Genomic DNA, 23,320 nt, shown 5'->3' with positions numbered 1-23,320 from the left:
ACACGATCCAATCAAACGGATCGTGTTTTTACATTCATTTCAGGTTCAAAATATTATTTTGTTAGTCCATTCCTCACTGCATAAAGTGCCGCTTGTGTTCGATCGGCTAATTCCAGCTTGGCAAGAACATTCGAGACATGTGTTTTCACTGTTTTTTCAGTAATAAATAAATCTGAAGCAATTTCTTTATTACTTTTTCCTTTTGCGATTTCCTTCAGCACTTCTAATTCCCTTTTTGTTAACCCATCCAAAGGTTTTCTTTCATCACTATTTTTGGCTGTTAAGTGAGATAGCAGATGTGAGGTAGCCTTCGGATGTAATTGGTTTTCCCCATTTTTTAACTGAATGATCGCACGTACAAGCTCGTCCGGTTCAATATCCTTTAATTGAAATCCCGAAGCACCTGCTTCAATGGCAGGAATCACATGGTCCTGATCAGAAAAGCTGGTAAGCATCATAATTTTCACATTTGGACATCCTTGTTTTATTGCACGTGTTGCTTCTATTCCATTCATATTTGGCATTTCTAAATCCATTAACACAATATCCGGCAAGAGCTTCATCGTCATTTCAACTGCCTCTTTCCCGTCCCTTGCCTCGCCAATGATTTCTATTTCCGGCTGTGTTTTGAGAAAAAATACTAATCCCCTTCTTACAACATGATGGTCATCAGCAATAAGAATTCGAATGGCCATTACTACTCCCCCTTATATTGGAATGGTGATCCTAATTTTTGTTCCTTTTTGCGGGGAGGTTTGCAGAACAAACTCGCCATTCAAGCTTTCCGTGCGATCCTTCATACTCTTTAAGCCGAGTGAAGGAATCCGCCCTTGCTTTCCGTCATAATTAAATCCTAATCCGCAATCAGAGATCACCATAATTACTCTATGTCTTTCAATTGATAAACTTAATTCAACATTTGTCTGACCCGAATGCTTTTTGCAATTTGCTAATGCCTCCTGGCCAATTCGCCACAGCGCTTCCTCCACTTTCCCTGGAAGGGAAATCACACCGTTAACCTCTGTTTGCAGTGTAAGGCCGAGCATCTCACCATAGCCGTTTAAAGCACTGGTGAGTCCATTTTCTAAGCCTCGTGGACGAAGCTGCCAAATTAAGGCTCTCATTTCACTAAGTGCCTCCTGGGCTAAATCTTGAATATATAAAAACGTTTCCTTTAAATCAGCTTCTTTTGCGATTTCAGCTCCGCCCCTGGCTGTTAAGCTTAAAGAAAATAGCAGCTGATTAACTGAATCATGAAGATCCCTTGCTAACCGATTCCTCTCTGCCGTTAGAGCTGTTTCTTGTTCTACCTCGGTCAGTTTAATCCGTTTGAGTGCGGTGCCAATTTGAAAGGCAATCGACTCCAGCAAAGCAAGCTCCTCTGGCTCAAAATGAGTTTTATCTGGGGCACCTACATTGAGAATGCCAAACTTTTCATCCCCAGCCCGCAAAGGTACAGTTGCGTGATGAGTCAAACCGTTTGTGTCATTTCTTTTTTCTAACAGGGCTGTTTCAATTCTTTTACATTCAATAATATTAATGGCTTTATGAAGCCTGCCATTATTGTAACGGTCAATACACCAGCAATCCCCTGTACACATTGGTTTACACTCATTGCGCGAGAGTGCTGGAGGAAGATTTTCTTTTGCTGCAAGCACATACTTCCCATCAGGCTCAATTAGAAAAATCCACCCGCTTGTTAATCCTGTGACATGAAGCAATTTTGCCAGTACCTCTGACAGAATTCCTTGGACTTCGGTTCCTTCATTTAATAATTCAGCGATTTCCTTTAATATCCGGATTTCAGAATGATGTTTTTCCACCGTTTCTCCTCCAAAAACTAATTCCTTTCACTATTATAATACTTTTCAAATAAACAATCGTTAGGAATTAGGATGAAAACACATACGACTAAAGTTGTAAGAAAAGCGGAAGCGCCTTGCTCATCGCCGTACAAACTGGAAGGGCCGCGACTGAGATATAGGAGACACAATAAGCGATAGCGAATTGATGTCGACTTATCGCAGGGAGCGGTCCTGAAGTTTGATAGGCGATAGGCGCTGGAGCTAGACATATCGAAAAGTGGAAGCGCCTTGCTCATCGCCGTACAAATTGGAAGGGCCGGTTCTTTCGATAAAGGAGACACAATGAGCGATTGCAAATTGATGTCGACTTATCGCAAGGAGATTTGATAGACGATTGGAGAATTGCTAAACCATTCTCTAACCTCCATGTTTACTTGCAAAAAACACCGAAGAGATCATCCCTCGGTGTCATTGTTCCAATCTATTTTAATGATAATGCTTTTATTTTTTCATCAATGATTTTCATGAATTCATTTTCTATCGCAGTTAACTTTTGTCTGCTTCCTTCTAATGATGGACTATTAATGCCGAAATAAAATTTAACCTTTGGCTCTGTTCCCGATGGGCGCATACAAATCCATGTTCCATCCTCAAAGATATATTTAATAACATTTGATTTTGGTAAATCAATGACCTGCTTCTGTCCCTTGTTATCCGTTCGAACACCTGCTAAATAATCTTCAACTGCGGTTACCTTCAGACCGGCAAGCGCTTTAAGGGGATTCTCACGGAATGAAGCTAATGTTTGCTGAATAATCTCGGCGCCTTCTTTTCCTTTTAACGTGATTGAGCGGAGTCCTTCAAGATAGTAGCCATATTGTTCATAGATCGCTAATAGGGCATCATATAAGGACAATCCCTTTTTCTTATTGAAGGCGGCTGCCTCGGCTGCTAGGACAGCGGCTTGTACGGCATCTTTATCTCTGGCAAAGTCCCCAATTAAGTAGCCATAGCTTTCTTCGTACCCAAACAAAAACGTGTATTCTCCTGTTGCATCATACTCTTTCATCTTCTCTGCAATAAATTTAAAGCCTGTTAATACATCAATCGTATCAATTCCATAGGAGGAAGCAATCTTTCTTCCTAATTCTGAGGTAACAATTGTTTTGAGTACCACCCCATTGGCCGGAATTGTATGCTTTTCCTTCTTCTGTGACAGAAGATAGTCCAGCAGCAGCGCCCCTGTTTGATTTCCAGTCAGGAGAACATATTCACCCGTTTGATCCTTCACAGCTATTCCTAATCTGTCGGCATCAGGATCTGTTGCGATTAATAAATCTGCATTAGATTCCTTCCCAACCTTTATGGCCAGTTCGAAGGCCGATTTTTCCTCTGGATTTGGACTTTTTACCGTTGAAAACTCTGGGTCTGGGAGCTCCTGCTCTTTAACAACTTGAACATTTTTATAATTAAGTGCCCGGAAAGCATCCCTTACAGGCTTGTTAGCTGTTCCGTGTAATGGAGTAAAGACAATTGAAAGGTCTACCTCCTCACTAATAGCTGGATTTTCCGAAATCGTGACAAGCTTCTCTATGTACTTGCTGTCAACTTCCTCCCCAACCATTTTAATTAAACCCTGTTCCTTGAGCATGGTTTCATCCTGAACAGCAATATGCAGTTCATTTTCAATTTCATTTACTTTAGAAATAACCACATCTGCAATAGATGGCGGCAGCTGAGCACCATCTGAACTATATACTTTGTAGCCATTATATTCAGGCGGGTTATGACTCGCTGTTACAACTATCCCTGCAAATGCTTGCAGATGCCTCACAGCAAATGATAACTCTGGGGTCGGTCTCAGTTCACTAAACACATATGTCTGAATCCCTTTTGTCGCTAACGTTTTTGCAGCTTCCATTGCAAATTCAAATGACATATGACGTGAATCATAGGCAATAACAACTCCTCGTTTCATTGCCTCTTTTCCTGCTTCTTCTATATATGCGGCTAACCCAGCTGAAGCTTTTCTAACCGTGTAAATATTCATTCGATTTGTACCAGCACCGATTTCTCCACGCATCCCGCCAGTACCAAATTCTAAATCTTTATAAAAAGCATCCTCAAGCTTTTTTTCATCTAATGCTAACTTTTGAAGCTCTGAAACTAACTCTTGATCTAATTTTTCAAAATTAATCCAGCGTTCAGTTTTCATTTTCCAATTCATATACATCCCTCCAAAACTCTCCTACATTAAAACATTCTGCTCTAAAAAAATCTACTAATCATCCAAATATTTCTGCAAAGATTTATACCCTCTGCTTTTAATTGTATTCATCTATTCCTTACGATATTATTTGTAACAATGAATGTCAAAACTATGACGAAACTCAGAACAAACAAGGATTTTGTGAAAATGTTGATTTACAAAGGCAGGACAGTAGGTCATAATTTTATCGTAATTATCTATTGGAGGAGTATAAGATGGAGAAAACAAGAAAAGATCAAAGGGAAACATGGTTATTTGTTTCATGGGCTGCATCCGTTCTTGCCATGTTCGGAAGCCTCTATTTTTCAGAAATCCGTCAATATGAACCTTGTACGCTATGCTGGTATCAGCGAATCCTTATGTATCCAATGGTTATCATATTAGGCATTGCTGTCATTAGGAAGGATTATCGGATTAGTATATATACAATGGTGCTTTCTGCAATTGGCGGCTGCATCTCTCTATATCATTACTCAATCCAGAAAATTTCTTTTTTAGCAGACCATGCTGCATCTTGCGGAAGAGTGCCATGCACGGGACAATACATAAATTGGCTCGGATTTATTACAATCCCATTTTTGGCATTAATCGCTTTTATTATTATTTTCATTTGCAGTTATTTACTATGGAAAAAGTCGAAGGAGGCAGCATAAATGAAGAAGGTCATCATTTTTTTAGCAGTCATTGTCCTTTTATTCGGAGCTGTTGCATTATTAACAAAGATGCAGAATGAAGAAAAGGTTTCAGAAGAGAATCCATACGGGAAAAGTGACCTCCATCCGGAAACGATTGCCCAGCTGGATGATCCAAATTATCAAAACTTAATCCTTCCCGATCAGTTAGAGAAAAAGCTAGATAAAAAAGAGGATGTAACAGTTTATTTTTATAGCCCTACTTGCTCTCACTGTCAAAGAACTACACCTGTCGTTTCACCCCTTGCTAAGGATATGAATATTAATCTTACAAAGTTTAACCTGCTTGAATTTGATAATGGCTGGAATCAATATGGAATTACGGAGACGCCAACCATTGTTCAATATAAGGCTGGTAAAGAAGTAAATCGCATTACTGGGTATCAAGAAAAAGAAGTATTTGAAAAATGGTTTAATGAAAATACAAAATAATTTTCAAATAAAAAATGCCTGCATATAGCTTGCAGGCATTTTTTATTCAAATTAATAATTCATTTGCAGCCTTTGTGTACATACTGAGCATATCGTTCTTCATCCCTTTTCCCTGATAAAAATTGCTGAAGGTAAACGGAAATGACAATCCAAAGTCATGTAAAATGCTTACATTTTTATCGAAAATTTTTTCGTACCTTTCCCCAAGATTCTCTGTCTCCAGAATACAAGTGATGATTTGTAAGCTAACAATCACTTGATAGGCTTCCTTTAATGTGCCAAAATATTCAAAATGCCTAGTTGAAGTATGTAACACATTTAATTGTTTAAATTCTTTAATATCTTCATCCGGAAAATAATTTGGAAAAATAGTAGAATACATTTTTTGGACAAGGTTCCTGATTTCTTCTTCTTGTTCAGGAGTTGATGCAAATACGATTTTCACCGATAAAACCCACCTTTATAACCCATGTAACTATTTTGTAATATACAATAAGAATATCACATCCACTTCTGTTTTTCGGGTGGTAATTAAATCCATGAAATGGTTAAAATACAGATAGGACAAGGGATAGTACACACTGTAAAAAACTGGATTACCTAAAAGGGAGAATAGAATGATACAAACAAAATGTTTTGGCGAATGGTTTGAAATCACATTGCCTTCAAATTGGGAAGGATATTCCATAGATGATGTATTTAGGATTGTGTGGAAAGCACCAAAGAAACAAATCCATACCATAAGAATGGAAAAACATGTAAAGGTAAACGGAGAACTGATCAATTGGACTCAGCCTCTAAAGAAAAATGATCGCCTTCAGCTTAAGCTTTTTATGGAAGAGGAGTTTGGTGTCATTCCAGCCTATCATGAGGTTGATGTTCTTTATGAGGATGAGCACATGATTGTTTTTAATAAACCAGCAAACATGGATACACACCCTAATACCCTTGAGCAAACAAACACATTGGCAAATGCTGCAGCGTTTTATTTACAAGCAAAAGGCGAGCGGCGAAAAATTAAGCATGTGCACCGTTTAGATCGTGACACAACTGGGGCCATTCTATTTGCTAAGCACGCGCTTGCCGGTTCCATTTTAGATAAAACGCTTGAGGAAAGGTCGATTAAACGGACGTATTTTGCACTCGTCCACGGTCAACTAAAAAGGAAAAAAGGAACCATACAGGAGCCCATTGGCCGTGACCGGCATCATCCTACGAAAAGGCGCGTATCTGCATCAGGACAGCCCGCAATAACCCATTATGAGCTTCTTGAATACAATTCTAAACAGAATCTTTCCCTCATTCAATGTCAGCTTGATACAGGAAGAACACATCAGATTCGGGTTCATTTAAGCTCAATTGGACATCCAATAGTTGGTGATAAACTATACGGTGGAAAACCGCTGTTCGAGAGACAAGCACTGCACGCTGGAAAACTAGTCATTCCTCATCCATTTACAGATGAAAATATTGTTGTGGAAGATTTCAAGACTATTCCATTCCTGCATCTGCTCAAAAAATAAAAGCCTTCCATCTTGGAAGGCTTTTATTTTTTAATCAGTCGATTTTCTAAATGCTCTCATCAGCAGGCTTAAAAGAAATACGAGCAGTACAGCACCTATTAGTGCAGGGATAATAGCAAAATCTGCAACAACGGGACCCCAGTTACCAAAAATTAATGTCCCAAGCCATGCTCCGACAAATCCTGCAATAATATTGCCGAATACTCCACCTGGAATATCTTTACCAACAACCATCCCTGCAATCCATCCAATAATTCCACCTATAATTAATGCCCATAAAAAGGTAAACATTTGATCACTCCTTGCTGTTTTATCGTAGTTTTCGTCTTTTTTCCGTTTTTATTACAAAAACCCTTTAGGAATATAATGGAATTTTTTGTGTGATTGAAAAATGTAAAAAGCGATTGCTGTCTTAGCAATCGCAATCTATATTAACGGCAATGGCCGGGATTCGTAATGATTGGTTACTTCACTTTTACCCGTACTAAAATTGTCCTAAACAAAAGAATAATCATTTATAGAAAAAAAACCTATGGAACCCTTTCAATATTTCACAAGGACTCCACAGGTCTTATCAATAATGCAATTAGTTACTTGGGATTTCAGGCTTCTCAACCACTGGAAGTTCCCCGCTCATGCTTTCCAGGAATGCAACTAGTGAATTTATTTCTTTATCAGTTAAATTAAGCGGTTTCATCTGAACGCTTTTATTCGGATGTTTTCCGCCGCCTTCATTATAGTAAGCAATAACATCATTCAAGGTCTCAAGACTGCCATCATGCATAAATGGTGCAGTATGGGCCACTCCTCTTAATCCAGATGTTCTGAACTTCCCTTTATCTTCTTCATTTCCCGTAACTGCAAAACGGCCTTCATCCCCACTCATACCTAAATTATGATAATTATAATCAGATAGCAGCGGACCTGCATGACAAGAAATACAGCCTGCCTTGCCGGCAAATAACTTCATTCCCTCTTTTGCATCGACACTAATGGCATCTTCCTCCCCTTGAAGATAACGATCAAATGCTGTATCAGCTATCACGATCGTTCGTTCAAACGCGGCAATCGCTTTTGCAATATTATCAGCAGATATTTTGTCATTAAAGACTGTATTAAATCGCTCTACATAGGTTGGAACCCCATTTAATTCAATCACTAGCTCATCTAAATCTTGATTCATTTCTACTTCCGATTGTATCGGCCCTAATGCTTGTTCCTCTAAGCTGCCAGCGCGTCCATCCCAGAAATTTGATGGATAGTAGCCGGAATTAATAATGGTAGGGCTATTTCTTGGACCATTAAAGCCTTCAAAGCCAATAAACTTTGCCATTCCATCTCCATAGCCTGCTCCTGGCGCGTGACAGGACATACAGCTTTGAACATTATTCCCTGATAGGCGAGGATCAAAATATAAGGTTTTTCCTAATTCTATTTTGTCCTCTGTCATTGGATTATCAGCTGGAACCGGAATTTCTCCTAATGGTTCAAATTTAGCCTTAGCCTCTTCAAGTTCTTTGTCAATGACAATTTCTTTTTCAGTTTCATTCGCATTTTTGTCAGCAGGAGCTGCGGTTTCCTCTTTGGCACCGCAAGCACCAAGAATTAATAGAACAAATAGCAGCAAGATCCCTAAACCCATTTTTTTCATAAATAGCTCCCCCTATTTATTTGTTAGATTCATCAGAAGAGGTGGAAAGTATAACCATTTCTTCCATTCATCTTTAAAGTGATTATATAATTAAACTTATTCTTATTTACGTATCATTTTCGAAAAGTTTGTGACATTAATCACAATGTAAGTTTTACTTAGTAAGTATATTGGAAACATATTTCCATGAAAATAATCACATAATAAAAAAAATGGTAGTTTTAAATACTTTTTTCAACTTTTTTAGGCATATAACTATCTAATTCGCCATTTTTCGTATAAAATTATTTCGTTTGGATGATATTTATTCCTTGGAGGTTAAAAAATGGCTTTTAAAAAGAAAGATAAATTTGATACGCTGTTAAGCAATATTGCACTCAATGTAAAAGAAGGTGCAAATTATTTTGCAGATTATAAACTAAATAATGTCAGTGATCTGAAAGTTTTTTCTGAGACAATGAAGGATTATGAATCAAAAGGGGATTCATATGTACATGAGGTGATTAAGGAGTTAAATAATGCCTTTATCACACCGATTGAGCGGGAGGATATTCTTGCCCTAGCAATGAGTTTGGATGATGTCATTGACGGCATTGAACACTGTGCAGCCCTATTCGAAATGTATTCGATTACACAGGCAGATGACTTTATGCTTAAATTTGTGGATGCAATAAAAAACTGTGCTTATGAAATTGAGAAATCAATTGAACTTCTATCAAATAAAAAACTCCAGCAAATCCGTGAACATGCGATTAAAATAAAGGACTATGAATCAAAATGTGATGGAGTACTGCGCCAATCTATTAAGCATCTTTTCTCCGTTGAGAAGGATCCTGTACGCATAATCCAAACGAAAGAAATTTATGAGAATCTAGAAGAAATTGCTGACAGCTGTCAAGGGGTAGCAAATACTTTGGAAACCATTATTATGAAAAATGCGTAAGGAGCTTTAACAAAATGGATGGATTTTTACTAATAACAATCTTAATTGTCGTTATGGCATTAGCGTTCGATTTCATTAATGGGTTTCACGATACAGCGAATGCCATCGCTACAGCTGTTTCGACAAAAGCCCTTAAGCCCCGGCATGCAATTATTCTTGCAGCAGTTATGAACTTTGTGGGTGCCATGACTTTTACTGGTGTGGCAAAGACGATCACGAAGGATATCGTTGACCCGTTCACTTTAGAAAATGGCTCTCTCGTCATCTTAGCTGCACTAATTGCTGCAGTTTTCTGGAATTTGCTTACTTGGTATTATGGAATACCGAGCAGTTCCTCTCATGCGATTATCGGCTCTATTGCTGGTGCGGCCATAGCAGCAGCTGGGTTTTCATCACTTAATTATAAAGGCTTTCTAAAAATTATCGAGGCACTGCTTTTATCACCATTAATTGCCTTTGCCGTTGGTTATATCGTTTACAGTATTTTTAAAGTTGTATTTAAAAATAATAATTTAACAAAAACAAACAGAAATTTCCGCTTTTTCCAAATTTTCACTGCCGCCCTGCAATCCTATACACATGGAACAAATGATGCACAAAAGGCAATGGGAATTATAACAATGGCTTTAATTGCTAACAATTACGTAACAAGTACAGATATTCCGTTTTGGGTACAATTTTCCTGTGCGCTAGCAATGGGGCTTGGAACATCTGTTGGCGGCTGGAAAATCATCAAAACTGTCGGCGGCAAAATAATGAAAATTAGACCTGTTAATGGAGTAGCAGCAGATTTAACTGGTGCTATGATTATTTTCGGTTCTACTTTAATTCATTTGCCAGTTAGTACAACCCATGTTATTTCATCTTCTATTCTTGGTGTTGGCTCAGCGCATCGTTTAAAGGGTGTAAAATGGGGAACTGCTCAAAGAATGCTAATCACATGGGTCATTACTTTACCTATTTCCGCAACTGTTGCAGGACTTATTTACCTTTTATTAAATGCTATATTTTAAGCTTTTTGAGGATGGTCACACGGCCATCTTTTTTTTGTGTCCAATCTGCTGAATGATTTTCGTTCATTCTATAGATAATAGTAAATAAGGACTTGTAATCCATTCTAATAACGAATATTATATTAAATGTGCTTTTTAATGTTCGTATTTGGAGGAACTATCATGTTTAAACTTAAAGAGAATCAAACAAATGCTAAAACGGAGGTCCTTGCTGGGATAACAACCTTTTTAACAATGGTTTATATTGTCGTTGTCAATCCGGTAATTTTATCCGATGCAGGAGTACCCTTTGAACAAGTATTTACAGCCACAATCGTTGCTGCTATTGTCGGGACACTGTGGATGGCCATTTTCGCCAATTATCCGATTGCCATTGCTCCTGGAATGGGATTGAATGCATATTTCGCTTATTCAGTTGTTGGCACGCATGGAAATATAGATTATCAAACTGCCTTTGCGGCTGTTTTTATCGCAGGTATTATTTTCATTATTTTATCTTTAACCCCTTTTCGCTCGAAACTCATTGAAGCCATTCCCGATAATTTAAAACACGGAATCACTTCTGGGATTGGTTTATTTATTGCTTTTATTGGCTTACGCCAAACAGGAATTATTACGAGTCATCCGTCAAATCTTGTTGCACTTGGAGATTTACATCAGCCATCAGCGATCTTAGCTTTAATCGGACTAACTGTTACATTAATATTAATGACTTTACGCGTGAATGGCGCGCTTTTCTTCGGAATGATTGTTACTGGTTTAATTGCCTTCTTCACAGGCCAGCTTTCATTTGATCAGGGCTTTTTATCATTGCCATCCCTTCCTGAGGGTCTAATCATTCTTAATCCGTTTCATGCCTTAGGTGACGTTATTCAGCATAGCTTATACGCTGTTGTATTCTCCTTTTTGCTAGTGACCATTTTTGATACAACCGGAACTATGGTTGGCGTTGCACAGCAGGCTGGTTTAATGAAAGGGAAGACCATGCCGAGGGCTAGAGAAGCATTGCTGTCTGATTCCATTGCGACAACTGTTGGTGCGATGTTTGGGACAAGTCCAACATCGGCTTTCGTTGAATCAACAGCAGGTGTAGCTGCGGGAGGCCGAACTGGGTTAACCTCTCTGACCGTTGCTGTACTATTTATGATTTCTGCCTTTTTTGGGCCATTAGTGAGTGCTGTGTCAGGTCTTTCAGCCATCACTGCTCCTGCCCTTATTATTGTAGGAAGCTTAATGATGGGAAGCATTGCACAAATTAAGTGGGGAGAACTTGACGAAGCATTCCCAGCCTTCCTGATTATTTTGAGCATGCCCTTAACATCAAGCATTGCCACAGGAATTGCACTAGGTTTTATTTCTTATCCTATTATGAAGGTTTTTAAGGGAAAGTGGCGGGATGTTCATCCGCTCGTTTACATTTTTGCTGTCTTATTCTTTTATCAGCTTGCCTTTTTACCGCATTAAATAGAAAAGCGAAGGCGGCTTGCCCAAGGGCGACAAGCATAAGACGATTCGGCAGGAAGGCTGTTCTTTAGCCTTCTTGACGAGTTGGCTTATGACCTCGAGCCCCTAGCCGCCGAAGCTAGACATCAAGAAAAGCGGAGGCGGCTTGGTCATCGCCGTTCAAACTGGAAGGTACCCGACTGAGATAAAGGAGACACAATGAGCGATAGCGAATTGATGTCGACTTATCGTAGGGAGGGGACCTGAAGTTTGGTTAGGCGATAGGCGCTAATCAGTTCTTTAATGTTATAAAGAGCTTATATTTTTTTATTCTACTTGTAAGAGGTTACGCAAAGAATACCGCTTTGTTTAGCCTCTTATCTACCCTATTTTCCTCAAAAATTATATTACAAAAATTCCCCTGTATACTTCACCATTATTTTATAAATAATAATATTTGATGAATTGCTAATATATTAAGTTTTACCACTTATTTTGATTCTATTGCCACAAAATTATCATTACTTTACAATAATAAAGTTGACTATAAATTTTAAATATTGGAGGCATAGAAAATGGATGCAGCAGTAGACAATAAAGCCAGAAAAAAGCATCCCCCTGGTTTGTACTTATTATTCTTAACAGAAATGTGGGAGCGCTTTAGTTATTATGGAATGAGAGCGATCCTCGTCCTTTACTTAACTACATCATTTGTAAGCGGTGGACTGGGCTTTAGTGACAGTTATGCAATGATGCTTTACGGATTTTTCACTGGTGCCGTTTACCTCACCCCAATGGTCGGGGGATACTTATCTGACCGCTTCTTAGGTCAGCGTCTTGCAATCACCATCGGCGGTATTACAATGGTTGTAGGTAACCTTGTCTTATTCGCACACCAAAGTGCAGGAGCCTTATACTTAGGTTTAATCTTGTTAATTGTTGGAAACGGTTTCTTTAAACCAAATATCTCTACGATTGTTGGAGAATTGTATGAAGCGAATGATCCTCGCAGGGATGCAGCATTTACTATCTTCTACATGGGTATTAATATTGGAGGGTTCCTCTCACCATTAGTAATCGGTTTCTTATACAATGATCTCTTTAAAACAACAACTATGGATGGAATCATCCAATATGGTTTTAAATACGGATTTTTAGCAGCTGCAATCGGTATGATTATTGGTCAAGTAATCTTTAACGTATTTGGGAACCGCTATCTTGGGGATATCGGGAAGAAGCCAACTGGCGCACCTGATCGAACTGTTGATGCACAAGCTAAAAATAAACCACTTACTAAGAAAGAAAAACAAAGAACGACTGTTATTATTATCTTAACTTGTTTTGTCATTTTCTTCTGGGCTGGTTTTGAACAAGCTGGCAGTTCTTTAACACTATATACAGAACGTTTTGTCGACAGACAAATTTTTGGCTGGGAAGTTCCAACTGCTTGGTTCCAATCAGTAAACCCTGTATTTATTGTTATTTTAGCTCCACTTTTCTCCATTCTTTGGGTTAAGCTTGCTTCTTCTAAACGTGGGGATATTAAAGTTCCTTCAAAGATGGGAATTGGGATGGTTCTTCTTGGACTTGGATACATGATCCTCCTAATTGCTGTAATGAAAACTGGAAGCGATGAAGCTAATATTCAAGTAAAAGCAAATATCATGTTTATCGTTTTAACGTATCTCATGCATACAATGGGTGAATTAATGCTTTCACCAGTAGGACTTTCGCTTGTAAGCCGAATTGCTCCTATAAAGCTTGCCTCTTTATTGATGGGTGTTTGGCTCGCCGCTTCAGGTATAGCAAATATCTTAGCAGGACAGCTTGCTGCATTCACACAAACCCTTGGTTACTTTGAAATTTTCGGACTAATCGGTCTAATGGCGATTGTCTTAGGGTTAATTCTTCTTTCAGTATCGAAAAAATTAGTGCAAATGATGGATTAACTAGAAAGGCGGAAGCGGCTTGCTCACCCCCGACAAGCATAAGCCAATCTGGATGGAAGGTTATTCTTTAACCTTCTAGCCAGATTGGCTTACGATCCTCGAGGCGATAAGACGCTTGCGCAAGCAGAAAAAAAGTCGGCAGGTCCAAGGACCTGCTGACTTTTTTCATTATGCTTCTGCTTCAATCTTTTCATTCATATCATGATAAACACTGCTGTCTATCTCTCCGGTTATCCGGCTTGTTAGTATCCCTGATGTCATGGATCCACTGACGTTCACTGCCGTTCGCCCCATGTCTATCAGCGGCTCAATCGATATGAGTAATCCTGCTAATGCAACTGGAAGATTTAATGCCGATAATACTAATATTGCTGCAAAGGTAGCCCCTCCCCCAACACCAGCCACGCCAAATGAGCTGACAGCAACAATTGCAATGACAGTGATGATAAAGGATGGTGTTAATGGATTAACCCCTACTGTTGGAGCAATCATCACAGCCAGCATCGCAGGATAGATGCCTGCACAGCCGTTCTGTCCAATTGATAATCCAAACGAACCAGAAAAATTTGCAATCCCCTCAGGCACCCCAAGGGACTTTTGTGTTTTAATATTTAATGGAAGTGCACCGGCACTTGTGCGAGAGGTAAAAGCAAAGGTTAAAACAGGGAATGCCTTTTTCATATAGGTGACTGGGTTAAGACCGGCAAATGTAAGCAGTAATAAATGAATTAAGAACATGACGGCTAATGCAACATAAGATGTGACCACAAATTTCCCAAGCTTCAGTATCGAATCCACATCGCTCATCGCTACAGTTCTTGTCATAATCGCCAATACTCCATATGGGGTTAAGCGTAAGATAAGAATGACAACTCGCATAACCACTGCATAAATTGCGTCTACGATTTTTGAGAAAAGCTCAGCATGTTCTGCTGACTTCCTTCTAACCCCGAGATAAGCGATTCCTAAGAATGCAGCAAATATGACGACTGCTATCGTAGATGTTGGACGCTGACTTGTAAAATCGAGAAAAGGATTGGCTGGAATTAAATCGAGAATTTGCTGTGGAAAGGTTCTTCCTTCAATACTTTGAAAGCTTTGTTCAAGTTGTTCTCCTCTTGCTGACTCTGCCTCACCTTGTGTAATTTCGACAGCTTCAAGATCGAATCCTACTGCTGCTGCAATCCCTACAGCAGCCGCTATCGCCGTTGTGCCAACTAGCAGACCGAGTATTAGCGAACTTATCTTTCCAACATTATTACTTAATTTCATTTTTGTAAAAGCAGCTAAAATGGAGATAAATACGAGAGGCATCACAATCATCTGCAGAAACTTCACATAGCCGCCGCCAACTAAATGAATCCATCCTGAGGATTCTGCTACGATTTCAGATGCGGATCCGTAAGCGAACTGCAGCCCAAACCCAAATATGATCCCTAATCCTAATGCTGTAAAAACACGTTTAGAAAAAGAAATATGCTTCTTCTGCATGTAGAATAAACCGATTAAAAGAATGATCAAGATAACAATATTTAATAAGACGAACCATGTTGTCACCATAACCCCCCCTTATTCCTTTTTAATAGACTGTTTAAATCTTGTATCCGCATCCATCTAGTAGGAATTATCTTGCCGCTTTCCCTCCCTTCTGTTACGGTTTATAGGATATATGCACGCTTGAAAAAGATTATTCCATTTATTACGAGGCTATTTAATTGACCATTACTGACCAACTGAGTATGATGAAAGAGAGGGGAATTTGTCGATAAAAAATCTTTTATTAGACTTTTTTTAATTTCATGTTTATTTTACAATTAAAAGGATATATTCTTTATAGGATTCCTTTACTAATTCTGGATGGGATGGTGTTAAGATGGCAGAAAATAAAAAAGACAAGAACGTAAAAAAGGACTTAAACATTGGTGCGAATGTTTCATTAAACGGCCTTGTAACTGCTGTTTTTGACAACATGGTCCACGTCCAAATAGGTGCTAAAATTGTTACTGTGCATATAAAGGATTTATATGCGGGACTGAACCAATCACTCATTAAAAATTAGCACATTAAATTGATCTTTCATAGTACAGGAGGAGCAGTAATGACTGCTCCTCCTGTTTGTTTAATCGTTATTTTTTTGTGCAAGAGAATTTGTTTTTACTGTACAGCTTTCCATTGCTGCTAAAACAGCAGCCCTAAGCCCATTTTTCTCAAGCTCAGCGACGGCTTCAATCGTTGCTCCTCCTGGTGTACAAACCTCATCCTTTAACTCTCCAGGATGCTTCCCTGAATCCAGAACCATTTTTGCCGCTCCAAGAACTGCTTGGGCCGCTAAATGATAGGATTGGTCTCTTGTTAACCCATTCTTTACTCCTCCGTCAGCTAAAGCCTCGATAAACATGTAAACATATGCAGGAGAGGATCCGCTAATCGCTGGAATGGCATTCATTAATTTTTCCTCAATCACTTCAACCTTCCCAAAGCTTGAAAAAACGTGTATGATTTCCTCTAATTCTTCTTTCGTTACAAAATCATTCGCACATATGGCACTCATTCCTTCTCCTACCAAGGAAGGGGTATTAGGCATGGAACAAATCGCTTTTATTTGCCGATTAAAGGAATCCTCAAGAAACTTCAGGCTTATCCCGGCTGCTATCGTAATGATAATTGCCTCTTGCTTGATTACATGTTTTATTTCTTCGATGATTTGAGCATGGATATTCGGCTTTATCGCCAAAAATAAAATATCGGCTTGCTCTGCAACAAGCCTATTATTTGCAGTAACTTGAATCTGAAATTTAGCTGCTGCTTGATCAATCGTTTCTTGTGACTGAGCACTGGCAACAATTTGCTTAGGAACTACAGTATTTGATTGCAATATTCCGCCAATCATTGCCTGCGCCATTTTGCCGCATCCGATAAAGCCAATTTTTCTTTTCAAAAGTAACACTTCCTATTTCTAAGGTGATTAGACCTTTTAAATAATCTCGATAAAATGCTTTAGAATTCGAGCAGTTAATCCCCATATTACTTTATCTTCATAGAAGTAAAAGCACTCGTCCATCTTTCTTGTCTGCCAATTATAATTTTCCCCGCCAGGAATTTGATTCAACGGAAAGTTCTTTTCCGGCATTACTTTATATTCCACCTGAAAAATCTCAGGTTTGTAATCCTTTAAAAAGGATAGCGGAACAGTAAAAATCGAGTCCACTTCACTTGGATTTGGCCGAATATCCTCTACACGTTCGATAAAGCCGGCAAATGGGTAAATAATCGTACCAAAAGGAGAAATCATGTAATCAAGCGGAGAGATATTAGCGATACTTTTCTCACTGATTCCGAGTTCTTCTGTGGTTTCTCGAACAGCCGTGTGCTGCTCATTTTCATCTGAAGGATCCATTCTTCCGCCAGGAAAACAAACCTCTCCCGGCTGCCTTCTTAACTTACTAGACCGTATTTCAAATAAAACATGCAATTCATCATTCCTTTGAATGAGAGGCAATAAAACGGAGTATTTTGAGAACCTTTCACTTCCTAAAATACCAGGCTTCCGGTTCTCAAGCTTCTGGATTATTTCTTGTACGTTCAACTTCTCACCCCATATCATCAACCTTTTTCCCATTATAATACGAATGGTCGCGAAAAACGAACTAACAGGCCAGACAATTGATTCATCTGGCCGCACAAAATCTTACTTATGATATTTTTTTGCTAAATAATCAATGATTCCCATCGATCCGACACTTAAATCAAGCTTTATGATCTCGGTCATTTCCTGATCTAACGTGCATTCCTTATCAGATAAGAACGAGTGGATTTCAGCAAATAATTTTTGGAATAATGCTTCACATTTCGTTTCATTGGAATCGTCCTGTTTATCTTTCCACACTTTTTCTCCAGCTTCCATAAAGATTGGGAGCCATTTGTATATTTGCGCATACACATGAGAAGGATTGTCGGTCATTCCATAATGGCCAAAATAAATTCGATCAACCTCTAATGCCTTAATTTTTTCAAGTGAATCGAGCATGGCATCAGGATCAAACTGATTGGGAGAAGTAGATGGCAGATACAATTCAATTCCCTGATCAAATAGCTGTGGATAGAATACTCCGATTGTATCCCCTGTAAAAATCCCATTACTCAATGAATCATGGATCGAAAAGTGATGCTTCGCATGCCCTGGTGTATCGTAAAAAGTCAGAATCCGACCTTCCCCGATTTGGAGCGTATCCCCGTCCTCCTTAACAAGTAACCGATTGGACGGCACTGGCAAAATCGGGTCGAATAATTCATCAAATTTTTCGCCATATACTGCTCTTGCGCCGAGAATTAATTTTGAAGGATCTGCTAGATGCCGCATCCCCCTTGGATGGACAATTACCTTGGCATTCGGACAGCTTTCAAGTAATAGTCCTACTCCGCCAGCATGGTCAAGATGGACATGGGTGACAATAATATTTTTTATATCTTTTAGATCAATACCTAGATTTATAAATCCTTCTAATAAATATGGAATGGATGGACTTGCACAAGTTTCAATGATTGTTAAATCCTGTGCATGCAGGATGTAGCAGCCTGTCCTTTTTTCTTTGCCTAAATCCATTGCATCTATAATTGATATCCCTCTGCCTAAATCCATAGTAGAACCGCCTTTCTAAAACTCTTTTGCTTAAATTTGTGAATTAATTATGTTCCTTGTAAATGCCCTGTTATTTTTGCATATTTCCTCTTTTCTTGCAAATAACGAATTACTCCTCTATTTTTCTCAAGACTGCCCGTACTGGACTGCCGTCAGCTTCTGAGAGAGGTAATGGTAGAGCTGCTAGTTCATAGTTTCCCGGATCGATTTCGTCGAGAACAAGCCCTTCCAAAATATGTAGTCCATGACGAGTAAGCTCATGGTGAGCAGGCAGTTCCTTGCTATCCAGCTTATCGACAGATGGAAGATCAAGTCCAAGCAGCTTGACCCCTTGTTCTGCTAAATAGGAAGCTGCTTCTGGTTCAATAGGCGGAATCGTTTCAGGAAAGACTGAACGATTCTTCCAAGCACCGGTATATATTAATAGACGCGTCACATTAGACAACTGATGACCGCGCAAATCCTCGACACAAATGCTCTCCCTATCCGTAAGATGGATAACTTTCGCAGGACCGATATACAAATTAATATCCAGCTCTATTACCCGTTTCCCTTCATTATCAAAATGAAAGGGTGCATCAATATGTGTGCCTGTATGTGCACTCATTGTAATTTGACCTACATTTACCGATCCGCTTTCCTCCTTGCTCCAGTTGATCTTATACGAAAAAGGCGTATCTCCTGGCCAAACAGGAATGTTATTATTTAAAGGCTGTGAAACATCCATCCACTTATTCATTATATTCTCCTCCACGTTTACCTTTTTATAGAATTCATTGCAAAAATTAAACAGATTAAATTTGCTATAGAGATTATGAGCTATTTGTCTGCATTGTTATCTTCTTCATTGAATCTGCTTATCTTCGCTTTTCATGCATATATTTCATCCATTTTTTGAGCTTCAGGCTTGTAATCATATAGCCAGTAATTGCTAGAACAGTTACACCAAGTGAAAGCTTTATTAACAATGGGTTTGAGAGAGAACTTCCAATCCCGCTCCCGATTAATCCTAGCAATAGCAATTGAAAAGAATACTTTTTCCGATTTTCATAAATTGTAAATTGGAATTTTCTTCTTAGTTCCGTTTCCTTTAGCTGTTCCATTTTTTGCGGTGCCTTTAAGAACTCATTAACAGAATGAAAGATTTTAAATACAGGCTGAGACTGGATCACTTGCCATATAAATGACCATTTATTCCCTTGTCCTTTTAACCATTCAATAAAAACCGGCTTGCCTAAATCTATTAGCTCTTCTTCTGGTACAAGATTGATGACAAGGCCTTCAATTGTGATAAAAGAACGGCCAAGAAAAACAAATCGGGTTGGAACCTGAATGGGAAGTGCTTGAATCATATCATTCAATTCGATTTTTAATGCGAAAAGGTCCATTTCTTTTAACTGAGAGGGCTGAAAAGACATCCATTCAGCTAATAGTTTTTCAATCGTTCTTGTGTCTGCCTCAGGCAGCAAAAAACCTAAACGGGATAAACATTTAACCGCCTTTGTATAATTTTTTGCAAGGAAGGATTCTATTAACCCTTGAAAAGCTAATGCATCATTTTTGGAAATTTCGCCTGCCATCCCGAAATCTAGTAATATGATTTTTCCATCCTTCGATACAAGTATATTTCCCTGATGAGGATCAGCATGAAAGATTCCGGGCTCAAGCCATTGCGGAAGAAAAATCTTGATGAGCCTCTGGGCTAATTCCTTACGTGAGACCGGTACCTGTTCTATTGCTTTGTGATCTGTTAGTCTGACTCCTTCTACCCACTCCATCACAAGCACTTTAGACGTGCTAAGCTCAGAATAAACAGATGGTATTTGAACCATCTCACTTTCCTTAAATCTTTCTTTAAAATAAAGAAGCGTTTCCTTTTCCTTAAAGAAATCAAGCTCCCTCGCTATTACATGCTTTATCTCTGAAAACAAAACTTTAAGATTAATAAATCCCTTTGGCAGGGGAACAAAGTAATTAGCGAACCAGATAACAATTTTCAAAGTCCGAAAGTCTGTTTGAACAATTGATTCAATATGTGGCCGCTGCACTTTAATTGCTACCTTTGCTCCATTTAGGAGCGTGCCTTTATACACTTCTCCAATAGAGGCGGATGCGATCGCTTCTCGCTTAATTGAATGCAGCTTTTCAGTAATTTTACCGTTCCACTCGACTTCAAGAATCTCTTGAATGTCTTTCCAATCTGAAGGAGGAACTTTATCTGTCAGATCTTCTATTTCTCTTATGAATGCTTGTGGCAAAAGATCAGCCCGGGTACTAATGATTTGTCCAATTTTTATGAGCAATCCTTCCAATTCGAAAAGCGTCTTTCGCACTCTTTTTCCGATTTTGCCCCATAGCTTTTCCCATTCTGTTTCTCGCCTTTTCGTTATCTTATACCAGTAAATCTGAACAAAAATGCCAAAGAACAAGGATAACACCTTACCCATCCGGTACATTTTATTATTCTTTGTCATACAGAAACCTCTCATTTCTCCTTAACTGCCTCTATTGTACAGTTCAACAAAAAGGCTCGGGACTCCTTCTTAATCTTTATATTCCTCTATAAAGAATCACTTCAAGATTAATAAAATTTGATAGGCTGGTTATTCATCATTCCACTTACTTCATGTTTGAACAGCATACGCAGGATGATGCCTTGGACCAAATGAGAGATACTCTGACCAGAATAGCAATGACAGAATTATTTGATTCAATTTTTCAAGACAGTAGACTAACGGCCTATGGAAGTGTACAAACTTTACAGCATCCATTAGGTAATCAACCATATTTTTGAATACAAGCTCCTTAAAATAACATTTTGAATAAATTGCATTAGAAGGAGGCGAAGGTATGCCAATAATCACCAATAGCTTTTATGACCCTTTTTATTACGGATACCCAGGTGTCCCATATGGACCATGGTATCCCCCTGTCTCTCCGTCCTATTTTCCTATAAGTCAGCAAATCCATCATGGACAACCGATCCCTTATCATAATCTATACAACAATGCGATTTATACACCGTTTAACGTTGGGCATGGCGGAGGACCTAGTATTGCACCTATTAACATTGGCCAAATACATGTACCTACACATTCCATACCCGTTATACCAGCCATACCAGCACATCGGTAAGTTAAAAAAATTCAGGCTGCCGAGAACCCTCGACAGCCTGTTTTTATGATAAAGATTATTTGAGCATGTATTTAATCCTCTTATGAAGAAACTCATCGTCCCATGAGATACATCAACTTTTTTGCTACACCCTTCTCAAAAAAATAGTTCAATATATGCACGATCAAGTTGTAGGTATGCCTCAAAATATTTTCTTTCCACTGTATTTCATCCCCCATCAATTTCCAGGTTGATTAGCAGCGTTAATTGTTTCCTCAAATTTGTCCGCATCTCCTTCGTATGAGATATTTATCGATTTATCTCCAGCTACAACATTCAAGTTAACCTTTGCTTTCACTTCAGATTTATTTTCTCGTCCCTCTATCTTGCCCTCTAAATAATTCCCAATTAAGGTTACAGTAATAGGAAAAACCGCAATATCTACTATAATATGAGCTAAAGTAATTAAATCAGCCTGAAATTCAATTTCTATATAGTCATCATCAGAAATACAAATGTCACCAACCAACTCTTTATTATCATAATTCTTTATAAATTCATAGAATTTATTAGTTTCCTCAGGAAATACAGGACCTTCAAAAGTGCTAAACTCCTCAAATGGGATCAATAATAAGTTGGCTTTTTTCATATCCTCTTCTAGTTCACTAGGAAAATACGATTTAGAATAAATTTTTCCAAAGTTTAAATTACTTCTAGATATAACCAGTTCATTCATTTTATTACTCTCATGAATCATTTTATTTATCCCCTTTAATTAAAAGTTTAATTATACATACGAAAAACTATTATTATTTTTAACAAATAAAAAAGAAAAGACTTAATTAAACAGCCTATTAATTTTGCGTCTTTAAATTTGTATATAAAGTAGCCTAACTATTTCCAGTGGCATGTACAATTTGACTGATACTGTAATCTTTAGATTCATACATCTTTCATGTTAGGGCTACCCTTTGGATCAGCTACTCGCCTTTCTCCACACCTTCCCCTGCTGCACTCAATCCTGCTTTTGTCCATTACTAATTATATCCCTTTCCAACTCCGCAATACTAGCCATTGGTCGGAAGAAAAACCTTCCTAAAGAAGCAGTAGATGTATCATAATTATCCAGGATAGAAACAAACTCCACCCCTTTTTCCTCAACAAATTCTACAAGCTCGATTGCGGCTTATTCAATCAAGCTTATAGAAAACGACTCGATCACCGAATCTTAGCATTTTCAACATTTCATTTAGTGCTTGCTGATCCTTTTTCGTTCCAGTTATTTTTCTTCAACTATTTTAAAGCACCAGCATTCTGGAGATGTAAGTTCTAATTTGGAGTAGATACTCTAGCATATCCTATAAAGTTATTCGTATGATGATATTTCTTTCCAAAAGTATGTGAATACTAACCAGATGAGTGCAATATGTATGAAGATTATTCAAGCTGATATTCCAAATAGAGATAGTTTTAAGTTGAATATTAAACTAATTGCTTATTTAATTTCTCAAACCTTATCCGATATATTAAAAAGAGGTGAGTATTTTGGATATCGCAGCATTATCAATTGGAATGAATCAAGCTACACTTAAACAAAATGTTAGCATTGCTCTGACAAAAAAAGTCATGGAGTCTACAGAGCAAAATAGTGCTGAATTAATTAAAATGTTAGAAACATCTCATCCCACTTTAGGTAAGTCAATTGACTTAAAAGCTTAAGATTAGAAAATGCATTCAACTAAGAGTGCATTTTCTTTTTTTGAAACATCATTACTCTTGTGTTACATTAAAATCCTCATAAATGTAACTTTTAAAACACTTAACCGTATGCATAAATAACAACTACT

Annotated in this window: 24 protein-coding genes; 10 read left to right on the top strand and 14 right to left on the bottom strand. The window is 38.3% G+C overall.

The annotated features are described in order from the left end of the window. Positions 1-53: 53 nt before the first annotated feature. From ASU02_RS22625 to ASU02_RS22615, 3 genes are all read right to left on the bottom strand, one after another. On the bottom strand, positions 54-695 hold the full coding sequence (locus ASU02_RS22625) for a response regulator (protein WP_057767692.1): 642 nt from the start codon (positions 693-695) through the stop codon (positions 54-56). A 12-nt stretch (positions 696-707) separates the two neighbouring features. Continuing rightward, positions 708-1,823, bottom strand: a complete 1,116-nt coding sequence (locus ASU02_RS22620; RefSeq protein ID WP_057767691.1) for a GAF domain-containing sensor histidine kinase — start codon at positions 1,821-1,823, stop codon at positions 708-710. 463 nt (positions 1,824-2,286) lie between these two features. Next, the gene (locus tag ASU02_RS22615) at positions 2,287-4,032 is read right to left on the bottom strand and encodes a phospho-sugar mutase (protein ID WP_057767690.1); all 1,746 of its coding nucleotides are present in this window, start codon (positions 4,030-4,032) and stop codon (positions 2,287-2,289) included. Between the two features lie 257 nt (positions 4,033-4,289). Here ASU02_RS22615 and ASU02_RS22610 point away from each other — a divergent pair, with 257 nt between their 5' ends. Together ASU02_RS22610 and ASU02_RS22605 are read left to right on the top strand one after the other, a co-directional pair. Beyond that, a complete protein-coding gene (locus ASU02_RS22610) occupies positions 4,290-4,727 on the top strand; it encodes a disulfide oxidoreductase (protein WP_057767689.1) in 438 nt (145 codons plus the stop codon). Continuing rightward, a complete protein-coding gene (locus tag ASU02_RS22605) occupies positions 4,728-5,198 on the top strand; it encodes a thioredoxin family protein (protein ID WP_057767688.1) in 471 nt (156 codons plus the stop codon). A gap of 46 nt (positions 5,199-5,244) precedes the next feature. On the opposite strand, the gene ASU02_RS22600 is transcribed toward ASU02_RS22605, so the two are convergent. Next, on the bottom strand, positions 5,245-5,643 hold the full coding sequence (locus ASU02_RS22600) for a YhcU family protein (RefSeq protein WP_057767687.1): 399 nt from the start codon (positions 5,641-5,643) through the stop codon (positions 5,245-5,247). Between the two features lie 172 nt (positions 5,644-5,815). Between ASU02_RS22600 and ASU02_RS22595 the strand changes: the two genes are divergently transcribed. Continuing rightward, positions 5,816-6,721, top strand: a complete 906-nt coding sequence (locus ASU02_RS22595; protein ID WP_057767686.1) for an RluA family pseudouridine synthase — start codon at positions 5,816-5,818, stop codon at positions 6,719-6,721. Positions 6,722-6,751: 30 nt separating this feature from the next. Here ASU02_RS22595 and ASU02_RS22590 read toward each other — a convergent pair whose 3' ends face one another. Together ASU02_RS22590 and ASU02_RS22585 are read right to left on the bottom strand one after the other, a co-directional pair. Beyond that, a complete protein-coding gene (locus ASU02_RS22590; RefSeq protein ID WP_053475071.1) occupies positions 6,752-7,012 on the bottom strand; it encodes a GlsB/YeaQ/YmgE family stress response membrane protein in 261 nt (86 codons plus the stop codon). Positions 7,013-7,307: 295 nt separating this feature from the next. Beyond that, complete coding sequence (locus tag ASU02_RS22585; protein ID WP_057767685.1) at positions 7,308-8,372, bottom strand: cytochrome-c peroxidase; 1,065 nt, start codon at positions 8,370-8,372, stop codon at positions 7,308-7,310. 325 nt (positions 8,373-8,697) lie between these two features. Between ASU02_RS22585 and ASU02_RS22580 the strand changes: the two genes are divergently transcribed. From ASU02_RS22580 to ASU02_RS22565, 4 genes are all read left to right on the top strand, one after another. After that, a complete protein-coding gene (locus tag ASU02_RS22580; protein ID WP_057767684.1) occupies positions 8,698-9,315 on the top strand; it encodes a DUF47 domain-containing protein in 618 nt (205 codons plus the stop codon). 14 nt (positions 9,316-9,329) lie between these two features. Then, positions 9,330-10,328 carry an inorganic phosphate transporter gene (locus tag ASU02_RS22575; protein WP_057767683.1) on the top strand — a complete coding sequence of 333 codons (999 nt, stop codon included), beginning with the start codon at positions 9,330-9,332 and terminating at the stop codon, positions 10,326-10,328. Between the two features lie 162 nt (positions 10,329-10,490). Further along, on the top strand, positions 10,491-11,792 hold the full coding sequence (locus tag ASU02_RS22570) for an NCS2 family permease (protein ID WP_057767682.1): 1,302 nt from the start codon (positions 10,491-10,493) through the stop codon (positions 11,790-11,792). 554 nt (positions 11,793-12,346) lie between these two features. Then, on the top strand, positions 12,347-13,720 hold the full coding sequence (locus tag ASU02_RS22565; protein WP_057767681.1) for a peptide MFS transporter: 1,374 nt from the start codon (positions 12,347-12,349) through the stop codon (positions 13,718-13,720). 168 nt (positions 13,721-13,888) lie between these two features. Here ASU02_RS22565 and ASU02_RS22560 read toward each other — a convergent pair whose 3' ends face one another. Further along, complete coding sequence (locus ASU02_RS22560) at positions 13,889-15,277, bottom strand: L-cystine transporter (protein ID WP_057767680.1); 1,389 nt, start codon at positions 15,275-15,277, stop codon at positions 13,889-13,891. 316 nt (positions 15,278-15,593) lie between these two features. Here ASU02_RS22560 and ASU02_RS22555 point away from each other — a divergent pair, with 316 nt between their 5' ends. Further along, on the top strand, positions 15,594-15,779 hold the full coding sequence (locus ASU02_RS22555) for a hypothetical protein (RefSeq protein WP_057767679.1): 186 nt from the start codon (positions 15,594-15,596) through the stop codon (positions 15,777-15,779). Positions 15,780-15,839: 60 nt separating this feature from the next. On the opposite strand, the gene proC is transcribed toward ASU02_RS22555, so the two are convergent. From proC to ASU02_RS22530, 5 genes are all read right to left on the bottom strand, one after another. Then, positions 15,840-16,658 (bottom strand): pyrroline-5-carboxylate reductase, encoded by an 819-nt coding sequence (gene proC / locus ASU02_RS22550; RefSeq protein WP_057767678.1) that lies wholly within the window; start codon positions 16,656-16,658, stop codon positions 15,840-15,842. Between the two features lie 36 nt (positions 16,659-16,694). Further along, complete coding sequence (locus ASU02_RS22545; protein ID WP_057767719.1) at positions 16,695-17,306, bottom strand: NUDIX hydrolase; 612 nt, start codon at positions 17,304-17,306, stop codon at positions 16,695-16,697. 102 nt (positions 17,307-17,408) lie between these two features. Further along, the gene (locus tag ASU02_RS22540) at positions 17,409-18,359 is read right to left on the bottom strand and encodes an MBL fold metallo-hydrolase (RefSeq protein WP_057767677.1); all 951 of its coding nucleotides are present in this window, start codon (positions 18,357-18,359) and stop codon (positions 17,409-17,411) included. A 109-nt stretch (positions 18,360-18,468) separates the two neighbouring features. Beyond that, the gene (gene kynB / locus ASU02_RS22535) at positions 18,469-19,098 is read right to left on the bottom strand and encodes an arylformamidase (RefSeq protein WP_057767676.1); all 630 of its coding nucleotides are present in this window, start codon (positions 19,096-19,098) and stop codon (positions 18,469-18,471) included. Positions 19,099-19,216: 118 nt separating this feature from the next. Further along, a complete protein-coding gene (locus ASU02_RS22530) occupies positions 19,217-20,833 on the bottom strand; it encodes an ABC1 kinase family protein (protein WP_057767675.1) in 1,617 nt (538 codons plus the stop codon). Positions 20,834-21,209: 376 nt separating this feature from the next. Between ASU02_RS22530 and ASU02_RS22525 the strand changes: the two genes are divergently transcribed. Further along, positions 21,210-21,494, top strand: a complete 285-nt coding sequence (locus tag ASU02_RS22525; RefSeq protein WP_057767674.1) for a hypothetical protein — start codon at positions 21,210-21,212, stop codon at positions 21,492-21,494. A 217-nt stretch (positions 21,495-21,711) separates the two neighbouring features. Here the strand turns inward: ASU02_RS22525 and ASU02_RS22520 are convergent, their stop codons facing one another. Together ASU02_RS22520 and ASU02_RS27440 are read right to left on the bottom strand one after the other, a co-directional pair. Then, on the bottom strand, positions 21,712-22,230 hold the full coding sequence (locus ASU02_RS22520) for a hypothetical protein (protein ID WP_057767673.1): 519 nt from the start codon (positions 22,228-22,230) through the stop codon (positions 21,712-21,714). Between the two features lie 258 nt (positions 22,231-22,488). After that, positions 22,489-22,620: a recombinase family protein gene (locus tag ASU02_RS27440; protein WP_408607307.1), complete on the bottom strand. Its 132-nt coding sequence runs from the start codon at positions 22,618-22,620 to the stop codon at positions 22,489-22,491. Between the two features lie 398 nt (positions 22,621-23,018). Here ASU02_RS27440 and ASU02_RS26115 point away from each other — a divergent pair, with 398 nt between their 5' ends. Continuing rightward, entirely contained in the window at positions 23,019-23,192 is a 174-nt protein-coding gene (locus tag ASU02_RS26115) for a YjfB family protein (RefSeq protein WP_082631908.1), read from the top strand. The last annotated feature ends 128 nt before the right edge of the window (positions 23,193-23,320 follow it).

Source organism: Cytobacillus praedii (assembly GCF_001439605.1).
In the GTDB taxonomy this organism is placed as follows: Bacteria; Bacillota; Bacilli; order Bacillales; family Cytobacillaceae; genus Cytobacillus; species Cytobacillus praedii.
This window is presented reverse-complemented; position numbering and strand designations above follow the sequence as displayed.

What these genes read in the sequence shown, in the direction of transcription:
- ASU02_RS22625 (WP_057767692.1), bottom strand. Translation starts at nt 695, where the DNA reads ATGGCCATTCGAATTCTTATTGCTGATGACCATCATGTTGTAAGAAGG.
- ASU02_RS22615 (WP_057767690.1), bottom strand. Translation starts at nt 4,032, where the DNA reads ATGAATTGGAAAATGAAAACTGAACGCTGGATTAATTTTGAAAAATTA.
- ASU02_RS22610 (WP_057767689.1), top strand. Translation starts at nt 4,290, where the DNA reads ATGGAGAAAACAAGAAAAGATCAAAGGGAAACATGGTTATTTGTTTCA.
- ASU02_RS22605 (WP_057767688.1), top strand. Translation starts at nt 4,728, where the DNA reads ATGAAGAAGGTCATCATTTTTTTAGCAGTCATTGTCCTTTTATTCGGA.
- ASU02_RS22595 (WP_057767686.1), top strand. Translation starts at nt 5,816, where the DNA reads ATGATACAAACAAAATGTTTTGGCGAATGGTTTGAAATCACATTGCCT.
- ASU02_RS22590 (WP_053475071.1), bottom strand. Translation starts at nt 7,012, where the DNA reads ATGTTTACCTTTTTATGGGCATTAATTATAGGTGGAATTATTGGATGG.
- ASU02_RS22585 (WP_057767685.1), bottom strand. Translation starts at nt 8,372, where the DNA reads ATGAAAAAAATGGGTTTAGGGATCTTGCTGCTATTTGTTCTATTAATT.
- ASU02_RS22580 (WP_057767684.1), top strand. Translation starts at nt 8,698, where the DNA reads ATGGCTTTTAAAAAGAAAGATAAATTTGATACGCTGTTAAGCAATATT.
- ASU02_RS22575 (WP_057767683.1), top strand. Translation starts at nt 9,330, where the DNA reads ATGGATGGATTTTTACTAATAACAATCTTAATTGTCGTTATGGCATTA.
- ASU02_RS22570 (WP_057767682.1), top strand. Translation starts at nt 10,491, where the DNA reads ATGTTTAAACTTAAAGAGAATCAAACAAATGCTAAAACGGAGGTCCTT.
- ASU02_RS22565 (WP_057767681.1), top strand. Translation starts at nt 12,347, where the DNA reads ATGGATGCAGCAGTAGACAATAAAGCCAGAAAAAAGCATCCCCCTGGT.
- ASU02_RS22555 (WP_057767679.1), top strand. Translation starts at nt 15,594, where the DNA reads ATGGCAGAAAATAAAAAAGACAAGAACGTAAAAAAGGACTTAAACATT.
- ASU02_RS22540 (WP_057767677.1), bottom strand. Translation starts at nt 18,359, where the DNA reads ATGGATTTAGGCAGAGGGATATCAATTATAGATGCAATGGATTTAGGC.
- kynB (WP_057767676.1), bottom strand. Translation starts at nt 19,098, where the DNA reads ATGAATAAGTGGATGGATGTTTCACAGCCTTTAAATAATAACATTCCT.
- ASU02_RS22530 (WP_057767675.1), bottom strand. Translation starts at nt 20,833, where the DNA reads ATGACAAAGAATAATAAAATGTACCGGATGGGTAAGGTGTTATCCTTG.
- ASU02_RS22525 (WP_057767674.1), top strand. Translation starts at nt 21,210, where the DNA reads ATGCCAATAATCACCAATAGCTTTTATGACCCTTTTTATTACGGATAC.
- ASU02_RS22520 (WP_057767673.1), bottom strand. Translation starts at nt 22,230, where the DNA reads ATGATTCATGAGAGTAATAAAATGAATGAACTGGTTATATCTAGAAGT.